The organism is Bartonella sp. TT29SHDZB, from assembly GCF_042193395.1.
Classification (GTDB): domain Bacteria; phylum Pseudomonadota; class Alphaproteobacteria; order Rhizobiales; family Rhizobiaceae; genus Bartonella.
On sequence record NZ_JBHILQ010000186.1, the window covers coordinates 1 to 527 of the forward strand.

General features: G+C 40.2%; 1 protein-coding gene. It reads right to left on the minus strand.

The genetic code is table 11. From position 1 onward, the window contains the following. Positions 1-497 (minus strand): Bgr_08870 family protein (locus ACFIJJ_RS10210; RefSeq protein ID WP_375646873.1); only part of this gene is annotated, 497 nt, incomplete at its 3' end. Positions 498-527 lie beyond the last annotated feature (30 nt).

Consider the following 527-nt stretch of genomic DNA (forward strand, 5'->3'; position numbering starts at 1 on the left):
AGTTCTAAGCCACCACTCATAGTGACTTTGCTGGTAAATTTATTATAATTCTGCCATTCATTTGGGCTGGCTAAGCGACCATAACTTGTGAGATCTTCGTTGATTTTTGCTCTAAAATCATCAAGCCCCACAATATCTTCGGTTTTATGTTGGTGCGCACCTAACAGGGAGACAGCACTGCCAAAGGTGAAGTTATTGTTGCTTGATTTATAGAGAACATAATTGTTGGCTGCGTCCTTAGCACCCTCGATATCGCTTAAATCAGCAAAAGTGAAGGTTTTATCCGCTGCCATCTTGCCATTGAGAGCGCTTTCTAGATCTGCAACATCACTTATTGTGTGCGTGTGTTTTGAAGGTGCTTTTTCGTTTATCTTTTCCTCAACAACCAAAAGAGCTTGATCAATTTTGGTCAAGTTTTCGCGCAAGATTGGGAATTCAGAACTGATAAAACGACCTTCTTTAGGCAATTCCATGTCGAGTTTTTTGGTTTTTGTCATCTCTCATTTTCCCATTATAATATGCCAGCG